General features: G+C 63.9%; 13 protein-coding genes. 2 read left to right on the forward strand and 11 right to left on the reverse strand.

Features of this window, described 5'->3' with window-relative positions; all coding sequences use genetic code 11:
* The gene (locus tag NCR40_RS15565; protein ID WP_250509899.1) at positions 1-189 is read right to left on the reverse strand and encodes a hypothetical protein; all 189 of its coding nucleotides are present in this window, start codon (positions 187-189) and stop codon (positions 1-3) included.
* A 297-nt stretch (positions 190-486) separates the two neighbouring features.
* Between NCR40_RS15565 and NCR40_RS15570 the strand changes: the two genes are divergently transcribed.
* Positions 487-1,752: a PAS domain-containing sensor histidine kinase gene (locus tag NCR40_RS15570; protein WP_250509900.1), complete on the forward strand. Its 1,266-nt coding sequence runs from the start codon at positions 487-489 to the stop codon at positions 1,750-1,752.
* Between the two features lie 10 nt (positions 1,753-1,762).
* Positions 1,763-2,443 carry a response regulator transcription factor gene (locus NCR40_RS15575; RefSeq protein ID WP_250509901.1) on the forward strand — a complete coding sequence of 227 codons (681 nt, stop codon included), beginning with the start codon at positions 1,763-1,765 and terminating at the stop codon, positions 2,441-2,443.
* Positions 2,444-2,484: 41 nt separating this feature from the next.
* On the opposite strand, the gene NCR40_RS15580 is transcribed toward NCR40_RS15575, so the two are convergent.
* From NCR40_RS15580 to NCR40_RS15625, 10 genes are all read right to left on the reverse strand, one after another.
* Positions 2,485-2,733, reverse strand: a complete 249-nt coding sequence (locus NCR40_RS15580) for a hypothetical protein (protein ID WP_250509902.1) — start codon at positions 2,731-2,733, stop codon at positions 2,485-2,487.
* Between the two features lie 144 nt (positions 2,734-2,877).
* Complete coding sequence (locus tag NCR40_RS15585; RefSeq protein ID WP_244828591.1) at positions 2,878-3,213, reverse strand: host attachment protein; 336 nt, start codon at positions 3,211-3,213, stop codon at positions 2,878-2,880.
* A gap of 197 nt (positions 3,214-3,410) precedes the next feature.
* Positions 3,411-8,228, reverse strand: a complete 4,818-nt coding sequence (locus NCR40_RS15590; protein WP_502800999.1) for a cellulose synthase subunit BcsC-related outer membrane protein — start codon at positions 8,226-8,228, stop codon at positions 3,411-3,413.
* Positions 8,228-9,379: a cellulose synthase complex periplasmic endoglucanase BcsZ gene (gene bcsZ / locus NCR40_RS15595; protein ID WP_244828587.1), complete on the reverse strand. Its 1,152-nt coding sequence runs from the start codon at positions 9,377-9,379 to the stop codon at positions 8,228-8,230. Before bcsZ ends, NCR40_RS15590 begins: the two co-directional genes overlap by 1 nt.
* 1 nt (position 9,380) lies before the next feature.
* The gene (bcsB, locus tag NCR40_RS15600) at positions 9,381-11,861 is read right to left on the reverse strand and encodes a cellulose biosynthesis cyclic di-GMP-binding regulatory protein BcsB (RefSeq protein WP_250509904.1); all 2,481 of its coding nucleotides are present in this window, start codon (positions 11,859-11,861) and stop codon (positions 9,381-9,383) included.
* Between the two features lie 10 nt (positions 11,862-11,871).
* A complete protein-coding gene (gene bcsA / locus NCR40_RS15605; RefSeq protein WP_250509905.1) occupies positions 11,872-14,088 on the reverse strand; it encodes a UDP-forming cellulose synthase catalytic subunit in 2,217 nt (738 codons plus the stop codon).
* Complete coding sequence (bcsQ, locus tag NCR40_RS15610) at positions 14,085-14,870, reverse strand: cellulose biosynthesis protein BcsQ (RefSeq protein WP_250466681.1); 786 nt, start codon at positions 14,868-14,870, stop codon at positions 14,085-14,087. The genes bcsA and bcsQ overlap by 4 nt, the downstream gene beginning before the upstream one ends.
* Positions 14,867-15,727, reverse strand: coding sequence for a cellulose biosynthesis protein BcsP (gene bcsP / locus NCR40_RS15615; RefSeq protein WP_250509906.1), 861 nt, complete (start codon positions 15,725-15,727; stop codon positions 14,867-14,869). Before bcsP ends, bcsQ begins: the two co-directional genes overlap by 4 nt.
* Positions 15,728-15,884: 157 nt before the next feature.
* Positions 15,885-16,343, reverse strand: coding sequence for a cellulose biosynthesis protein BcsD (bcsD, locus tag NCR40_RS15620; RefSeq protein WP_250466685.1), 459 nt, complete (start codon positions 16,341-16,343; stop codon positions 15,885-15,887).
* A gap of 608 nt (positions 16,344-16,951) precedes the next feature.
* The gene (locus NCR40_RS15625) at positions 16,952-17,149 is read right to left on the reverse strand and encodes a hypothetical protein (protein ID WP_250509907.1); all 198 of its coding nucleotides are present in this window, start codon (positions 17,147-17,149) and stop codon (positions 16,952-16,954) included.
* Positions 17,150-17,378 lie beyond the last annotated feature (229 nt).

Here is a 17,378-nt window from a genome sequence, read left to right on the forward strand (position 1 = left end):
TCAGCGGCGCTTTTTCCTGGTGGCTTTCGGTGGCGTGAGCGCGGCGGTCCAGAAGTCGGCTACTTGCTTCTGGCTGCGGCGCGTCGCCGTTTTCGTCTGTCGCCTGGCGGCCGCCGTTGCGTGGCCGCGCACCGATCCGGCCACGGTATTGGCGCCGGACAACCACATGCTCAGAAAAGGGTTCTTCATGGCGTTTGCCTGATGGTTGCGTTCGTTGATTCGTTTTTAACGCATCTCGAACGCACGGGACGTGCCCGCGCGGTGCGGTTGTGGTATTGCTTGGACGAAGCCTTGACGATCGAGGTTTTCGGTGAACGCAACATTCGCGCTGCGCCTTGCAGATGGCGGGTTGGCGCTGCGACCTTGATCGGCAAGAGAAGAAAGTAGCGACGCGCTTGGCAACTGCCGGGGCATCGCCTACGTCCTGCATGCCATTTCACGCCGCCGCGTTTGTAAAGGGCGACGGACTGACAGGAGCACGGGGTCATGGCTATCGTGCACGCCACAGCGGCCTTCGCGGCCGCGTTGATGGGACTGACGCTCGCGCCCTTCGGCAAGCGCGCGCCGGCGCGGGACATTCGGGTGGCGCGCGCGTCGCTCTCGCTTCGTTTCAGCTCGCTGTTCTCCGTGCCGCCGTTCAAGCGGCATGCGCATGGTGCCGCATCGCAAGCCATTGCAGTGCCCGCGAGCATCGAACCCAATTCGTCCTTGCGCGATACGCTCGAATGCCTTCCGCTCGCGATCCTGATTCTGCAAGCCGATGGCTGTATCGAGTTCGTGAACGGCAGCGCCGAAAAGCTGCTCGGTTATGCGCGCTGCGAGCTGATCGGCGAACTCGCGGAGCTCGTCGTGCCCGGCTTGCAGATGGCGAGCCCGCAGCAGCCTGGCGATATCGGCACGACCGTCGCGCAACTCTTCGCACGCCGCAAGGACGGCACGCAGTTTCTGGCCGATGTCGCCCTCAACGCGATGCACGGCAGCGACGCCTGCCTCACGCTTGCGGTGGTCATCGACCGCACGGACCGTTACGAGCTGCAGCGCAATCGCCAGGAACTCGCGCATATGACGCGCGTGTCGATGCTCGGCGAACTTGCAGCATCGCTCGCGCATGAATTGAATCAGCCGCTCACAGCCATACTCAGCAACGCGCAGGCGGCGCAGCGCTTCATGAGCCGCGAGCCGATCGACCTCGACGAAATGCGCGAGATTCTGCGCGATCTCGTCGCCGACAACAATCGTGCGAGCGAGATTTTGCGACGCATTCGCGCGCTCGTGAAAAAGGGCGAGCTGGAAGTCGCGCCCTTGTCGATGGCTGGCGTGATCGGCGATGTCGCGTTGCTCGTGCATAGCGACGCCATCGTGCGCGGCATTCGCGTCGTGCTCGAATTGGCGCCCGACTTGCCGCAGATCCACGGCGACAAGATTCAGCTGCAACAGGTTGTGCTGAACCTGCTGCTGAACGCCTTCGACGCGATGAACGATTGCACCGGCAAGCGCGTCGTGACCGTATCGGCTGCGCGTGATGGCGATGCGTGGCTGCAAGTCACCGTGCGTGATGAAGGCGAGGGCTTGCCCGCTGCTTTCACGGACGAACTCTTCAAGCCGTTTCATACGTCGAAGCGCGATGGTCTCGGGCTTGGGCTTTCCATCAGCCGCACTATCGTGGAGATGCACGGCGGGCGCATCTGGGCGGAGAGCAACAGCGGACATGGGGCGGCGTTTCATTTCAGGTTGCCGATTGGGATCACGTAAGGACCGCGCCATGAGCGAAGTCTTCATCGTCGACGACGATGCTTCCGTGCGCCGCGCGCTCGAGCGTCTAGTGGGCGCGGCGGGTTATCGCGTGGAGGCGTTTGCGTCGGCGCAAGCGTTTCTCGATCGTGCGCGCAAGCGCGCGGACCCCGCCTGTCTCGTGCTCGATGTGCAGTTGCCGGGCGTGAGCGGACTCGACTTGCAACGCGCGTTATGCAACACGAGCGAGACCTTGCCAATCATCTTCATCACCGGTCACGGCGATATTCCGATGACGGTGAGCGCCATGAAAGCGGGCGCGACGGATTTTCTGTCAAAGCCCGTTGGCGATACGGCCTTGCTCAATGCAATCGATGCCGCGCTGCTTCGTTCGGCCGCGGCGCTAGCCAGCCGCGATGAAATGGCCGGAATTCAACGCCGTATCGAACGACTCACGCCGCGCGAACGCGAAGTGCTGATACTCGTGGTGAACGGCTGGCTAAATAAGCAGGTGGCGAGTGAACTTGGCACCGTCGAAAAGACCGTGAAGGTGCATCGCGCACGTGTGATGGAAAAGATGGAAGCGCATTCGCTCGCGGAACTGGTGCGTCTGTCCGACAAGGCGGGCATCTTCGCTTCGGTCGGCGCATGCGCGGGGTACGCGAGCCGTGATCGTGGCGAGCGTGGCGCTGGCAATGCAGAGGTTCATTGAGCCGCGCCGGAAACTCAGGCGCGACTTCTTGCCGTTACGGCTTAGTGCGGGAAAGCGCCGTGTTCCGGTGCTTGCATCGGCGCGTGCTCGTGGTCGCGATTCTGCTCCATGCCGCGGTTGTCGGCGTGAAGCTCGTCCCGACGGCGTGCGTCCGGACGGCGTTCGTCGTGACGCTCTTCGTGACGGTACTCGTGCTTTTCATGCTTGTCGTGCTTGTCGTGCTTGTCGTGCGCGGCGAACGCGCTCAGCGACAGCGAAGCCATGACGATCGCGGCGAAAATCTTCTTCATTTAAAGCGCTCCTGATTCCATGACCGCAAGCCGGATGGCTCGCGTTGCGGAATCAACGTGCGCTTGGGTCTTTCGTTGACCCTTAGTATGCCGTTGTAAGGACTTTCAACATTTGTTCACAGATGTCGGCATGAGCGCGCGCCGTCAGAAGGGGCGGCGCGCGCTCATGCCGGCTGAGTCTTCGCTGGCATCTTCATGGACGAGCTTTTGAATCTCGATGCTCAGATACTCACGCAAGGTGCCGAGAAAACGCGGTTCCACTGCCAGCCGCAAGCGATCGAAGCGATGATTCACACGGCTGCGTTCGAGCATTTCGGCAACGGTTCGGGCGAATTGCCGGTCGCGTTCATTGGACTGCGGGGCGCGGGGCGCCGGGTTACGAAGCTCCTCGATTTGCCTGAGGTCAAGCTTAAGCCCTCTGGTTTCGAAGATCCGGGCACGGCTGTCATCGGCGGCCAGAACCCAGGTGATGGCGGTCATGTTGCTCCTCCTCCTCGCGGCCTTGAGCGCGAAGTCCCGACATTGTGCGCTTTCTCTCGCGCATCGTCAGACATGTCTGTCACGCAGTGCAGCAAAGCGCGCGGCGGGTTCCAGGAGGAGCAACGATGTGAGGCAGCGTCATGCAATTTCGATGCGCCATGCACCGCAACGTATCGGCGCATGGCGTCGAGTCCGCATCAATTCGCGAACGACAAATACGGCGAGCTGAAAGCCTGCGGCGGGAAGAGCGGCTGCACGCTGGTTTGCCGCGTGAAGCTGTATCGAACGTACACGGCAGCGAGCCATTCGCGATACTGATACGCGTTGCCGAACGAAGCCGTCGCGCCGATGGCGAGTTGCGGCGCAAGCTGGTATTCGCCCGTCGCGTTGAGCGAGTAGGACACGCCCGTCTTGCTCTGACTCGGATAGACCGCGCCGGCATCCGGTGCAAGGTTGGCCGCCGCGAACGCCGCCTGATAATTCGGCTCCGTCGGGAAGTAGTTCGACGCGTCCTGCCGATAATGCTGCACGCCGATCGAGCCCTTCAGGTCGTATGTGAAAAGCCCGGTGCGGCCCATGTATTCGACCGGAAAGTTGAGAATGACGTACTGCTGCGGACTGAAGTAGCCGCCTTGTCCGTAGGTGAAGTACGAAAGGTTTTTGTCGTAGTGCATCAAGGTGGTATTCGCGCCGATGGTCAGCGCCTGATCCGCGTCCTTGATGATGCGCGTGTACACACCGCCGCCGCCCTTGACCGCGTTGTTCGTGGCGACGTTCTTGCCGTCGAGGAACTGGTACATCGCGTTGACATAGACACCGCTCGTGCCGTCGTCCCAGGCGAGGTCGCCGCGCGCACCGCTCGATGTCACGCCGCCCCAGGTCGCGCCCGCAAGCTGATCGCGCGCGCCGGCATAGGACAGCAGGCTGTCCGTGACCGCGCGTCGTGCGACGGCGAGCGAGTACGAGACTTTATCGGTGATGGCGTTCTGATACTGCAAACCGCCGACGACGTTGGTCTCGCGAAAGCCGAGCGGCGTCGTGCCGACGTCGCCCTTGAAGTTGCGGTTCTCGTAACCGACCGCGAGTCCCACGCCGGTCGCCGTCTGAGAGCCGTACTGGTTGCCGGCGGCCGGAGCGATCGCGTTGATGCCGGAGCCGAAGCGCGCGAGCGTGTTCTGCTCGCTGCTGGCGGTGCCGGCGTCGAGCGTGACGGGCGTCGCCCGCACGATCACGTGGCCGTTGCCGGCCTTGATGCGGCCTTCGATGGGCGCTTCGATATCGGTGAGGTTCGAGAGACCGTCTTCGCCGTTGCGATTGCGGAAGATGATCCCGCCCGACACCGTGCTGGCCTGTTCCCGCTCGATCTGCGCGAGTTCATCGGCGACGCCTGCCGTCTGCGGATTCGCGACGGGCGCGGGCATGCCGCCTGTGTTCATGGTGGCGGCGGACGCGGCGCGCTGCCCGGCTTGCGCGGCTTGCGGATAATACGGCTGCGCGTAACCGGCGGGTGGTTGCGGCACGTACTGTTGCTGGGCGTATTGCGGTGGATAGGGTTGTTGATATTGCTGTTGCGGATACTGTTGCTGCGGGTAGGGCTGCTGATATTGCTGCTGCGCATAAGCTTGCTGCGGATACGCTTGCTGATACGGCGGCTGATATTGCTGCTGCGGATAGCCTTGCTGCGCATAAGCCTGCTGACCATACGACGCCTGCGCGTACTGCTGCTGCGGCGCGTTGGCGGCTTTACGCGATGCCGAGCGCTTCGCCGTCGATGTACCCGCCCGAGTGCTCGCGCTTTGCGGCGCATAAGCTTCCGACTGCGCGGCTTGCGCCGCGGGCGACATCGGCCAGGGCGAACTGTTGTACGCGTCCTGAGCGGCAGGCGGCGCGCCTTGATACATCGGCGCTTGCTGCGGATACGGCGCGGGCTGCGCGTATTGACCTTGTTGCGGATATGAAGCGGGTTGCGCGTACTGCGCTTGCTGAGGATACGAAGCCGGCTGCGCATACTGAGTCTGCTGACCCGGATAAGCCTGCTGCGCGCCACCCGCGCCCTGCTCCTGTCCCGGGTACGGCTGCAACGGCGCACCGGATTGCCCCGAGCCATAACTGTCGGGACCATAGCCGCCCTCGACCGGACGCGGCACACTGGCAGGCACGACCCCGCCACCCGACTCCCCCGAGCCATCCGCCGCGCCGCCATACCCACCGCCCGCAACCGGACGAGGCACATTGGCAGGCGCCCCCGGCGCGCCGTTATAAGGACTCACATAAGGCGCGGAATAAGGCACGGTCTGAGGAGGCGGCAAATAGTTCGGCACGGGCTGCGAATAAGTCGGTGTGATGTTCTGGCGATACCCCGGAAACGCATTCGATCCGGCGGCAAGCGCGGACGGCGCCGTATCGACGGCGGTCTTGCCTTCGAATGGATTGGTGCCCGGCAACGGCATCGTGCCGATACGGCTCATCGCGGTCTGCCAGTCGCGCGGCAGGTTGCTCGCTGGCTGACCGGGAGCAGGCGCGAGCGGCGTATTGGCCGCAAGCAGCGAGCGCTGCAGGAACTGCGCGGCGAGATCGAGCTTGCCTTCTGCCCGATACATCCGCCCGATCGATGCAAGCACGCCCGGATCGTTCGGCGCGGTGTCGTACGCCTGTTTGGCAAGCGTCTCCGCCAGCTTGAAATCGCGCACGCCGGTGGCGGCCGACATCGCGGCGGCTTGCAGATTCACGTCGTCCGGACGGCGCGCGAGCGCAGTTCGATAGCAGTTGAGCGCGCTGCGGTCGTCGCCCGCCGAGGTGTACATGCGGCCGAGCGCGGCCTGCAAGTCGGCGTTGTCGGGCATCGCGGCGAGCCAAGGTGCGATCACGTCGTAAGCCGCCGCGAGATTGCCGCTCTGGCGCACGTTGTCCGCCCGCGCGATCACGATTCCGACGTTCAGATTGTTGAAGTCGGCGCGTTGCTGCGCGGTGAGCGGCATCGACTGCAGCCGGCGCATCACGGAACCGAGTTCGGCGTCCTGCTGGGTCTGCGAGAGAATGCCCGCGTATTGCAGCAAGAGACCGGGATCGTTCGGCGAATTGGCGATCGCGCCGCGCGTGAGCGCGAGTGCGCGCGATGCATCGCCCGCTTTCAGATACGCCGACGCCACCGCGCCCGTCAGTTCCGCGTTGCCGGCAGCAAGCGGCTCGGCGCGACGCAGAATCGCATAGGCCTGCTGGCGCTGACCGGCCGCGGCGGCGCGCGTCGCGAGTTCCGTCTGCTGATGCACCCACAGACGATGCTGCAACGCGCCCATCGCCGGCGTGCGCTGCGCGGCGGGAATCCGGTCCAGTTGCGATAGACCCGTCGACCAGTCCTGTGTTTCGGCGGACAGAAGGGCGCTCGCGTAGAGCGCGTCGGTCATGTCGGGGTGCGCCGCGAGCAAGCCGTCCATCATGCTGCGCGCATTGCCGACCGCGCCCTGACGCACGTAAATGCGCGCGAGGTCGAGCCGTAGCCACGGATCGTCGGGGCTATTGAGCAGCGCGTCCTCGAAGAGACTGCGCGCCGTACCCAGATCGCCGCGTGCTTCGGCGGCGCGTGCCTGCGCGGCTTGCGCATCGCCACGCAGCTTGTTGATGCCGCCGGCTTTCGCCTGTTGCTCCGAGTTCAGCTTGTTGGCGAATTCGAGCGCTTCATCGCCGCGCCCCTGCGCCGCGAGCGCGCCGACGAGTCCGCGAATGGCATCGGGATTGTCCGCCTGACGCCGCAACGCCATGCGATACGCCGCTTCCGCGCCCTTCGGATCGCCATTCGCGAGCAGCATTTCGCCGAGCAGCGTCTGCGCGGTGACATCGGCGGGACTCGTCGCGATGGCGCGTTCGAAGAGCGCTTTGGCCTTCGCGATCTCGCCGTTGCTGCGTGCGCCGATGGCATCGCTCGTATAGGTCCAGTACGTCGCGCTCGTCAGCGCGTCCTTCCAGCGCGCCGGATTGCCGGCCCGCGACGCGCGTTCGAGATAGCTGCGCGCTTCCGCGAAACGCTCCTGTTTCAGCGCGATGACGCCGAGGCCGCCGAGCGCGTCAGCATCGTTCTGATCGCTTGCGAGCACCGACGAGAAGCGCGCCTGCGCCGCGGCCAGATCGCCGCGATCCACGGCAGCGAAACCTTCTGCGACAGTGCGACCGCGTGCATCGACGACTGCGCCCGCCTGCGCGCGTTCGCGTGCTTCCTTGTCCTGCAGCACCATCGAATCGAAACGCGCCTTGACGGCGGCATCGTCGGGCGAACCTTGCAGATACGCCTGAAACAGCGGTGCGTCCGATGCGCGCGCGCCGAGCCACAGCAGCGCCTGCCGCCAGCTCTTCTTCGCCTGCGCGCCGACCGTGCTGTCGTTCGACAACGCCGCCAGCCGGGCGATGCCATCGCGCCGCGTCGAATCGCGATACGTCAGAAGCTGCGCATAGGCGAGGGTGTAGCGCGGATCGTCGGCGTTCTGGCGCGCGAGCTGTTCGAGGCCGCGTCGCGCTTCGTCCCAGCCTTGCGGCGTCGCGGCGAGCGCCTGGTAATACTCGAGCTGAAGTTCGGGCGTCGCGGGCTTGCCTCCGATGGCACGCTTGTATTCCTGCACCGCCGACGCGCTCTGTCCGCTTTGCGCGAGACGGCGCGCGTCGTTGACGGTCTGATCGCGCGCGCTGGTTTCGCCGAGACGCCGCCCCAGATCGTCGATGTTCGGATAGTTCGGCGCGACCTGACGCAGTTGCGCGAGATATTGCTGCGCGCCGCTACCGTCCTTGCGATCGGCGAGCACCATGCCCATGCCGAAGAGCGCATCGGGCTGCTTCGGGTCGAGGCGCAGCACCTTCTGCCACGCCTGCTCCGCGAGGTCGCCGCGCTTGTGCGACTGCCAGTATTTGCCCTGGTCGATCAACACGTTGAGCGGATCGGCACTCGTCTGCGCGATGGCGATGGCCGGCGCCGCCGCCGCGAACAATGCCGCGATGCGGATGGCCAAGGTACGTTGTCTGGCCCGCATCAGCATGCGCTTCTCCAGTTCGGCACGAGACGGCCGGATTCGTCGAAGCGATAGCGGCCTTCGACGAAGCCGCCACCGAAGAGACCGAGCACGCGGTCGTAATACACCGGTTCGCGGCCCGCGCCCGGCGGCGCGACGAGTGCTTCGAGATGCGTGCGCGCGAGGCCCAGGCCGTGCTGGTCGTTCAGCGCCTTGAAGTATGGCGCGAGCGCGCCCCAATACGAGAGCGGGCCTTCGCCGCTGGCCGTACCGGTCGTCGAAGAAACCTTCTCCGGCGGAAATCCCGTCTGCGCCACGCTCTGGCGCATGCCGCCGAGCGCGTCGAGCCAGGGCTTCGCGAGCGGATCGCCCGCTGCCGTCATGCCGGCCCAAAGATAGACGCGGATCGCGTCGTAGCTGCCGGTATCGCCGCTTTTCGGATCGACCACGAACTGGCCGTTCTGACTTGTTTGATACGCCGCCCAGTCGGGCGCATAGCCGCGCGGCGCGGTGATCTTGATCATGCGCGCGGCGCTTTGCGCGAGCTTCGCCCACGGGCCGTCGGGCATGTCGCGAGCCAATGCGCGCAGGAGCGGCAGCGGCAGATAGCTCGGGTTCAGACGCGTGACATCGCCTGTGCGAAAGCCTTGCGGACCGGGCAGCAGCATCGGCCCGAGGCCCGGCAGATCGACCACTTCCTGCTTGGCGATCTGCGCCGCGAGCGCCTGGCCGAGCTTCGTATAAGCCGGCTCCTTCCACAGCCGTCCGGCTTGCAGCAAGTCGTATGCAATCCACAAGTCCGAATCCGATGCAGAGTTCGGGTCCATCACGCCATAGCTGCCGTCCGGCTTCTTGCCCCATTGCCACGAAGGCAGACGCACGTTGTTCGCATCGAACTGATTGCCGGCCAGATTGGCGCGCGTCCAGTCGAGCAGACGGTCGAAAGTCGCGCGGTCGTTGGCGACCAGCGCGAAGAAGAGGGCGTAGGACTGGCCTTCTGAGGTGGTCTGCTGCGCGTCGGTGGAATGGTCGACGACTCTGCCATCGGCCTGCACGACGCGCTCGACGAACAACCGATACGCCGGCCATTCGCATTGCTGTGCAGCTTGTGAACTCAACGCCGCGCCGGCAAGAACACCCGCGACGGCGGCCTTCGAAATTGAACCCCGCATGTCAGTCCCTCAGACGCCGCGCGGCGAGCGAGCGCAGCGCACGATAAAAGACGGCAGCGATGATGAGCGCGGCGATCACGGCGGAAAACACCAGCAGCACCGGATGCGCGGACAAGGCCCAGCGCATGTAGTGCATGGGCGAAAGCTGGCCGACGTAATAGGCTTCGCCGTTGGACGTGACCGCGACCGTGCGGCCGTGAATCACCGCCATCGCGCCTTGAATGGATGGCAACAAGTCGTTGTCGAGCAGGGCGGCGGACAAATCCGCATCCGACTGTCCCGCCGCGCTGATGAGCGCCACCGCGCTGCGCCCGCTCTTCAACGGCGACTCGAAGCCGGTGAGAAGCGCGTCGCCGTTGGAGCTCACGAGCGACAGATCGGCGCGCGCCGGAGAACGTTCCGGGCCATGCTCGCCATGCCACCAGTCGACCAGCTTGAACGCGACATCGCTCAGCTGGAAGGTGCGCGCGTCGCCGTCGCCGGAAAAGGGCATGTTCTTCGCCCAGCGTTGCAGAAGCGGCTGGCGGCCCGGCGAGCCGAGGACCAGCAAGTCCTTGTCGGCGAAGCGGTCGACATCGTTCGCGCTCGTCACCGTGACGCCCGTGACCGGATAACCCGTCGACGCTCCCATGCGGCCCATCTCCAGCAGAAAGAGACTGTAGTCCGCCGAGTTCGGATCGTTCGGCAGCACGACCGCCGTCTGCGACAAGTCGGCCATGCGCGTGAACGGGAAACCGCCGTTGGCGAACGCGGCCAGATCGGGCAGCGCCATGTAATGCGGGAAGCTCGAAAGATCGATGGTCGAATTCGGGTCGATGGCGCCGACGACGTTATCGAGCAGACGGCCAGTGCATTCGCCGGTCTTCGGAATGTCGTAGTAAAAGTGCATGCGCAACTGCGCGCGCGGCGAGATCAGAAGCGGCGGCAGATAAACCTCGCGGCGCGCGGCCACGGTCTTGTCCGGCATCACGCGGCTGAAGTACTGGCCGAGATCGAACGTCGAAGTCGATACCGCCGGGATGCGCAGCGACTGCACGAAGCCATTGTTCACGCTGATATTGAGCGACGAACGGTCCGGCGCCGGACGCACGGTGTAGCGATAGCTCAGATCGACCGGCACGCCCTTGGTCTGCCACATGAAGAGATCAGGCGGCACACGCAGGTTCACGCGCACGGCGTCGGCGTCGTAACCGCGCGCGGTCAGATCCTGCGCTTCGGCCAATTCACCGAAACGCACGGCGCGGTCGGACGGCAGCCAGTTCGGCGCATCGTAGGGGCGGCGCGGTTGCAGATCGGCGAATTGCGTGATCGTCGCGCTCGTGCCGGAGAACGCGTTGCGACCGACACCCAGCGCTTTCGCGGCGGTCTTCAACTCGTTGTCGTCGCGGCCCATCACGAGCAGCAAGCGCCCGCGCGCGGCGGCATCGCGTTCGACGACCGCAATGGTCGGGCCGGAAACCGGCGGCAGATCGACGCCCGCGATTTTCGTATCGCCGGTGGCGAACACGACGGCGTTGCCCGCGAGCGGGACGTTATCGGACTGTGCCGGGAAGATCGCGCCGCGATACCCCGCGAGCGAGCCGAAGTACGACGCCACGGTGCCCGCCGCTTCGAGAGCGGGCAGGCTCGGCTTGCCCGCGAAGACGAACGGCAGTTCCAGGCGGCGCACGTCGCGCCGGTCGAAGAACGGCGCGGGCAGCGCGGCGAGATCGGGCTTGCTGGCAAGCGACGCATAAGTGAGATCGAGCGAACTCGCGTTGCTGACCGTCGCCCACAGCGTCGAATTCGACGGGTCCTCGCACTGCTGCGTGTAATGGCCGATCAGCTGAACGTTGAGGTGATTGAACTCGGTGATGAAGCGCGGATCGATGGCGATATCGCGCGCCACGAGCGTGCCGGCCTGATCGCGCGGCACGGGCAGGGTCGCCGCGACTTCGCCGTTGACGAGCACCTTCAATTGCGAGATGGACGGCAACAGCGACGGCGAATAGCTATAGATCAGATGCAGGACCGCGGCCGTCACGACTTCGTCGCCGCGCACGGAAAACGCCACGCCGTTCTGGCCATCGGTGCCGCGCATTTGCAGCGGGTCCTGCGCGCCGAGGTCCACGAAAGTAAGCGTCTGACGACGGCCGCCGGGAACGAGCGTGCCCGGATCGGCGGTAGTCGGAAGACGCGCGGCGAGCGGCGAGGACGGCTTGCCGGAGAACGCGGGAACCGGCATGGCGAGCGCGGGCTGGACGATCGTCGCGGAGTTGTAGATCACGGCCGGGCTTGGCGCGGGCACGCTGCCGACGCCGGTGGCCTGCTGCGTCGGCGCGCCGTTGGCCGCGACGGCATCCGCCGCTGCCGCGATGGACGCGAGCGGGCCGGCAAGCGCGGTCTGCAGTGCCGCGAGGAACGCCAGCGCCCGCACCAGCGGGCGTTCGCAAAAACGCGGCGCGCGCTCGCCCGCATCGTGATCAACACGCAACTTCGCCATGCCGGTGCCTTTATTGGTCTTTGGTGTTCAGCTTCTTCATGTCGACTGAACGCTTGCTCGTCCAGGTCCGAAGGTCGCTGTAGAGATGCTCGAAAAGCCCCGCGATACCGCGCGTGCCTACCAGCAGCACGTGCGAAAGGCCGCGCAGCGGCGTATCGGGGCGGCGTCCTTCGGACCAGCCGGTCCACGCGTCCGCGCGCGCAAAAGTGGTTTTCACGAAGTCGTATTCCTGCTCGCGCGTGAGTTGCGAGAAGCGCAGGCCAACGCGGCCCTTCGCCGTGAAGCCGACCGTGGCCGGGAACGCGTATTCCTCGTCGCCTCGAAAGAGCGAGACGGTGACGCGTTCGTGCATCGGCACTTCGATGTCGTTCGGCAGCTTCACGCCGACGCCGCCTTCCGAATAGTCGATGGTCTCGCAAGCCAGCGTGCGCCCCGTCGAGAACTTGAGCATGACGGGCATCTTCATCGTCACGCGATGCGTGCTGCGCACCTGACGCCGCTCGCTAGCCGCCGCCACGCTGGCGCCGAGAATCAGCATGTTGTAGACGGTCCAGCAGAGATTCAGCACGGTGGTCTGCACTTCGCTGCGGATATGCCAGTTGATGACGATATGCACCACGCCCGCTATGAAGCCAAGCAGGTTCAGCAGCAACAAGAACAGATACGGACGCGAGATGCCCCAGTCGAAGTAATCCTTCGCGATCTGGCCGCCCTTGGCCGTGACGTTGAACTTGCCGAGCTTCGGGTTGATGACGGCCAGCAGCGTCGGCGCCGTGATGTACGACGCCAGCACCGACTCATACACTTCGGCCCAGAACGAATGGCGGAAAGAACGCTGCATGCGCGAATTGGTGATGCTCGCGTGCATCATGTGCGGCAGCGCGAAGATGGCGATGGTGCCCGCCGCCGCCTCGATCACGTGCGCGCCGAAGAACAGATACGAGAGCGGCGCGGTAAGGAACACGAGACGCGGCACGCCATAGAAAAAGTGCAGCATGCCATTGAGATAACACAGCCGCTGGCCGAGCTTCAGGCCCTTGCCGGTGAGCGGATTGTCGATCCGGAAAATCTGCGTCATGCCGCGCGCCCAGCGAATGCGCTGACCGATGTGGCCCGAGAGACTTTCCGTGGCGAGTCCGGCTGCCTGCGGAATCGCGAGATATGCCGTGGTATAGCCCAGCCGATGCAGCTTGAGCGCGGTATGCGCGTCTTCCGTCACGGTCTCGACCGCAATGCCGCCGATCTCTTCGACCATCGAGCGGCGCAGCACGGCGCACGAGCCGCAGAAGAACGTCGCGTTCCACAGATCGTTGCCGTCCTGCACGAGACCGTAGAACAGTTCGCCTTCGTTCGGCACCTTGCGGAACGTGCCGAGATTGCGCTCGAACGGATCGGGCGAGAAGAAATGGTGCGGCGTCTGCAGCATCGACATGAGCTTGTCGCGCAAAAACCAGCCGAGGCAGATTTGCAGGAACGAGCGCGTCGGAATGTGATCGCAATCAAAGATGGCGAGGTATTCGCCCTTCGTGATCTTGAGCGCTTCGTTGATGTTGCCGGCCTTCGCGTGGCGGTTATGCGTGCGGATCGTCCAGTTGACGCCCACCTCCTCGCAGAACGCCTTGAACTCGGGACGGCGGCCGTCGTCGAGCACGTGGATCGCGATCTTGTCGGTCGGATAGTCGAGCGCGAGCGCCGCGTAGATGGTCGGCTTCACCACCGAAAGCGGTTCGTTGTAGGTCGGAATGAAGACGTCGACGGTCGGCCAGTCGTTGCGATCGGCGGGCAGCGGCAGCGGCTTGCGCTTGAGCGGCCACGCGGTCTGGAAGTAGCCGAGCAGCAGCACGAGCGTGGCATAGACCTCGGCTGCGACGAGCAACAGGCCCCACGCGGCGTCGAGCGGACGCTCCCAGTAGGTCGTCTCGGTCAGACGCCAGAACATGTAGCGTCCCGACGATACGACCGACAACATGATCATGACGAGCGTCGCGTACTGGCCTTGCAGACGCCGGAAGCCGAGCGCGCAGGCAAAGCAAACGGTTGCGAAAGCGAGCTGCTGACCGAACGCGAGCGGCACCGTCACCACGAAGTAGAGCGAGAACAGCGCGAACAGCGTGAGCAACACCGTGAGGATGCGGCTGCCCCAGATGCGCGCATCGACGAAACGTTCTAGCCGCGACGTGGCTACGCTGACTTCCGTTTCCTGCGAGGGAATCTTGACGGAGCTCATGCGACGTTCCTCGAAGCGGCCATGGAATCGACGGTGGCGAGAAGCCAGTCGCCGCACGCGCGCAAATCGGCGGCGGCTTGCGAGAGCGGGTCGTAGTGGATGAGTGTCGTGTCGCACGCAAGCGACTCGGATACGCCTTCGTCCTGATGGATCACGCCCGGAAAGAGCTTCGTGCCGAGCATGTTGCGCAAGACCTTGAGCACGTCCTTGCTCAACTGGCGCGATTGGTCAACCTGATTCACCACGTAGCCCTGTCCGCCGAAGTCCTGACGCGGCGCGGCGTAGGCGTCGATCATGCGCTCCATGCCGGGAATCGCGGCGTAGGAAGCGGCATCCGCGAGCACGACGTTGAGCGCGAAGTTCGCGGCGCACAGCGCGGTGCGCGTATAAACCGACGAGCCCGGAGGGGTATCGACGATAACGATGTCGTTGAGATCGAGCGCAAGCGATTCGAGCGAGCGCGCGAGCCACGCGGGGTCCTGGTCGACGAGCGCCTCGAAGCGGCGGCGATCGTCTTCCAGCACCGCGCCGTAGGGCAGCACGGTGACGCCGTCGACGCCATCGAACATCACGGTCTGCCACGGGTCGCCCGCGAGCGTTGCACGCGAAATGCCGTCGATGCTGTCGAGCGGAATGCCGAAGTGCAAGCGCAGCGCGTTTTGCGGATCGAGATCGACGACGATCACGCGGCGATGGCGCGCGGCGAGCACCGAGGCGAGGTTCGCGGCGAGTGTGGTCTTGCCGACGCCGCCTTTCGCGGAAACTACCGTGATGACTTTCATGAGCGTGTGAGGCGGGCAGCGAAGAGGGCGCGGTTCGGCTGCGCGGAATCGGTTGCGCCGGATGACGGGCTCGGTTGGCGCAGGCGGTCGAACATCGCGGTGAGCGAGCCTTCGGCGGCTTGCGGTGCTTGTGGCTCTTGTGGCTTGAAGAGCTTGCCGAGAATGGAAGGCGCGGTGCTTTCCTGTTCGCGCGGGCCGGTGCGGGTTTGCACAGCCGGGTCGAGCGCGGCGGGTATTTCGCGAGCGCGGAAGGTCGAGGCGCCTTCCCGAGCGAGGGAGTGTGAAGCGGTTTTGATGCTGCCGCTCGCTTCCGGCGCAAGAGTGGCCGGAGGCGTCACGGCACCAGCGTTCCCCTGTTCAGACGCGAAGGGCGACGCCGAAAACCGCGCCGGCGCGCTCGGACGCGCAAAGACAGGCGCTGGAGCGGAATCGGGAATCGGTGCCGCGCTCTCGGTCTTCGCCTCGACGGCAACCGGCGCGGCGTCGGCGAGCGCCGAAAAGCGCGAGGCGCTCAGCGAATCGAGCGCGGCGGGCGACGTGACGGGCGGAATCGTGCGGCGATGCGCACGCGCGAAAAGCGGCGGCTTGGCGCGATTGATCGGCATTGGCGTGGGCGCGGCCGTGGCACGGTCGGCATCCGCTTGTGCCGCAAACTCGCGCTTGTGCACCGGACTCGCCTGCACATCACGACGCGGCGCGATTTCCGGGATGGCCGGTTGCGCGAAATCGAGCGTGGCCAGGAGCGGCCAGCGCGTGCGGGCATTCCTGGCCTCGTTTTCGCGGCCGATTTCCTGGTAGTCGCCTGCATTGCCGCCGAAATGATCGAACAGCTTTTCGATGTCGCGTGATGTATTCATGTTGCCGCATCCTCGTCGTGCCTTGCGTCGAACTGGCCTGATGCAATATTTTTGGCGCTGTCCGTTGCATGGACAGTCGATATCGCCGTTGCCTTCATATATAACGGCGGTCGTTGAAATTGATTGAATCCTTGCAGCGCCGCTTCAGTTGCGTCGCTTATCTCGTTGCGGCGCGCGCGAGCCGGAACTCGACTGCACCATCACTGCTCAATTCGCTTGCCTGGGAAATAGCAAGCCCTTGCGCGCCCAAACCGCTCAACCAGTGCTGATAAGCGCCTTCAAGAAAAGCCGGTGTCCATGCAAGCGCGCTTTCTCCGAACGCCGGCAACGGCGCGCAGTAGTGAACGATGCTCAGATACTCGCGCTCGTCGGCTAATTCGACGAAGCCCCATTCCGAATCGCGCCACAAAACATTCAGCGCGTGTGCGAGGTCGGCGGTCGAATCGCATTGAGGAAGCGGCCGGGCATCGGCGAATCGGCTGCCGACTCGATGCATCAACTGTCGAAGTTCCGCACGACCGATCTGCGCTTCGAACTCCTCGGCAAGCGCGCCAAGAAATCCACGCCATTGCCTGGAAATCGTGTGGTCGAAGAGGTAATCGAAAGTAGCTGACATGGTTGCCGTTCAGAATGGCCTAAGGGAGTCTGCAAGAATTCTTGCAATGTCGTCGGTTCTTTTTACCTGGAACGCTGCGACTGTTTAACTGCGCGAGAGAGCACCGATCCGGTGGTTTGTCCAGTCGATAAAACACGTCTGAAGGTATCCCACTGGGTTTTTTTTCGCCAGTGGAAAGACTATCAGCGCATTTTTTTATCGCATTGAGCGAATAGGCATGCGATTGCGGCTCAGTTCGAGCATTCGAATAAACCTGCCCTTATCGACAAAATTTAGACAAGCTCGGGCGAAGGCCCGCCCGCTATGGCTCTGCGGTCGCGGACGCGAGAGTGTACCATCTTGTTAATATTATCAAACGACAAAAGTCAGGCCTGATTCATACGGATTGACAATCACAGGAAGTGGTTAATCCTCTTATTAATTGCGTTGAGACAAAATGCATCTTTTTGTCTGACATCCGTGTTTCGAGGCATTTAAAAATGTCTGTAGATTGAATCGATATCGGTCAATGTGACCGATATCCGGCGCGGTTCAAAGCAAGTCTCTAACGCTTGACAGGCGAAAAAAAACGCCCCGAGCGGGGCGTTTTTTTCTTGGCCAGTCAACGATCACGGATTTGCGCGCACTGCGTCTCGAACTGCATCCATGACGATGCCATAGTCGAGCGGAATGTCTAGCGCATCGGAGTAACCGTTTTCGTCGGCGGACTCTTCGGGCGTGGCACTGACCGGAAGCGACTCGTAGGCGGTTTCGCCAGACGGATTGTCGCGTCCTTCGATGGCACCCTGTAATTGCGGATTCTTCACGATTAACTCCTTCCGGTAATGGAGCGGCGAGGAAATGCAATATAAACCAATGACATGACAAATTGACGAATCGATGGAAGCTCTCGATGAGCGTGCTTCGCGCGGTGCGCCGATGACCGCTGCAGTTGCATGTTCCCAAGAGCACGGGGCCCTACAGTGTAAGGGCGACGCGCTCGTGTGAATGTGCGTTCTGATTATGACGAAGCATGTTCTGAATTGTCTTGCAAAT

Source organism: Caballeronia sp. GACF4, assembly GCF_023631025.1.
In the GTDB taxonomy this organism is placed as follows: Bacteria; Pseudomonadota; Gammaproteobacteria; order Burkholderiales; family Burkholderiaceae; genus Caballeronia.